General features: G+C 62.4%; 2 protein-coding genes and 1 pseudogene. All 3 read left to right on the plus strand.

From position 1 onward, the window contains the following. Positions 1 to 399 precede the first annotated feature (399 nt). On the plus strand, positions 400 to 897 hold the full coding sequence (locus AC1DY5_RS54750) for a carboxymuconolactone decarboxylase family protein (RefSeq protein WP_478122549.1): 498 nt from the start codon (positions 400 to 402) through the stop codon (positions 895 to 897). A 32-nt stretch (positions 898 to 929) separates the two neighbouring features. Then, positions 930 to 1,235: a hypothetical protein gene (locus tag AC1DY5_RS54755; protein WP_478122550.1), complete on the plus strand. Its 306-nt coding sequence runs from the start codon at positions 930 to 932 to the stop codon at positions 1,233 to 1,235. Between the two features lie 36 nt (positions 1,236 to 1,271). Then, positions 1,272 to 1,654, plus strand: a pseudogene (locus tag AC1DY5_RS54760) (GAF domain-containing protein); the annotation flags it as partial.

Consider the following 1,654-nt stretch of genomic DNA (forward strand, 5'->3'; position numbering starts at 1 on the left):
CTCTTACCGTGGTGTCGTAGGCGTGTGGGAAGCGACGCGCTAGGCAACCCCAAGGGTTCTGCGCTGTTCCCCAACCAGTACAGGCAGCGGCGAGCGTGATGCCGACACGACGCACGCCCAGCATGTAGCCAGAAATTCCTGCGTGACGTGGAAGCTGTCGGCACGGGGCGCGGTGCTGGGTCACCGCTTGGCACTGCAAGTCAGACCCATGCTATTCATGAATTCATCTCAGTAGTTCATGCGGAATTGGGCTTAATCGAATTGGCCGCTTTCCTTACGATCTCATCTTTAACGAGGAAGCAAACAAGGCCGTCGTGGCTGACCTTGATCTTTCGCATACGGCACACCTGAACGTGCCGATGTACGTAGAGGTAAGAGTGCCTAAGGAGCAACGAACTGATGACACACACGAAGCTCGCGAAATATCGCAAGACCGGTCCGCTAACGGCCGCCCTGGCGCTGAGTCTTGCCCTGATGCTTGCGCCGAGCCTCGCCGCTCAAAACACCGAGGCACCGAAAGCCATGACCAGCACTCAAGTCGCTTCGGACACGCTGTCCGCAAAGCAACAGGCCATTCCCCTGGTCGCGGCCTTTATGGCCACCAGTGATATGCCCAAGCTCAACGCCGTCTTGAACCAAGGGCTGGATGCGGGCCTCACCGTCAGCGAGGCCAAGGAAATTCTGGTGCAGCTTTACGCATACGTCGGCTTTCCACGCAGCCTCAACGCGCTGGGCGAACTGATGAAGGTGGTGGAGGATCGCAAGCAACGTGGAATTCAGGACGCCCCGGGGCGCGAGCCCAGCCGGGCCATTCCAACGGGTGAAGCCCTGCTGTCAGCGGGCATCGCCAACCAAACTCGCATCTCGGGCGCCCCGGTCAAGGGTCCGGTGTTCTAGTGCCTGCGCCGGTTCCTAGCGCGTTCGACACGGTGCAAGGCGCCGCCGTGCCCATGTCGCAGTTCATGGCCTTGACGCGGATTCCGATCCTGGTTCTCTACGGCGACAACATTCCTGATCGGTCGATCGACCTGCCGGCCCAGGACAGCTGGCGAGCCCGGCTAATGATGGCCCGCCTGTGGCGGGACACGGTCAACAAGCACGGCGGCGACGTGACCCTGATCCATCTGCCGGAAATCGGCATCAAGGGCAACACGCACTTCCTCATGTCGGACCTGAACAACGTTCAGATCGCCGACTTGGTTTCCAAGTTTCTTGCCGAGAAGGATCTGGAATGACGGGGAAGTTTGCCGGCGGTGGTGACGCCATGAACAGGTCATTTCGGCGGCCATGCGCTGGTGCTGGTGACGGACGCCAACGACCGGCTGCTGATGCCCGCTGCGCCGCCGCCCGGCTTTGATCCTAGCGTCGCCGACTGGGCCTTCCGCCATGGGCAGCCGGCTGGCTTGGCCACGGCCACGCTCGCGGCGCAACCATGGCACTACGTGCCGCTCAAGGCGCCGATGCGGGTGCGCGGCGTACTCGCGCTCGAACCCTTGCACTTGCGCTGGCTGCTGATTCCGGAGCAGGCCCAACAGCTCGACACGCTGGCGCGGCAGATTGCGATCGCGCTGGAGCGGGTGCACTACGTTGAAGTGGCGCAGCAGGCGGTGGTCGAGATGGAGTCCGAGCGCCTGCGCAATGCGCTGCTGGGCGC

This window comes from Variovorax sp. P4_D9 (genome assembly GCF_056401695.1).

Bases quoted from the DNA above. Each gene is read 5' to 3' on its own strand.
- AC1DY5_RS54750 (WP_478122549.1), top strand. From the start codon at position 400: ATGACACACACGAAGCTCGCGAAATATCGCAAGACCGGTCCGCTAACG.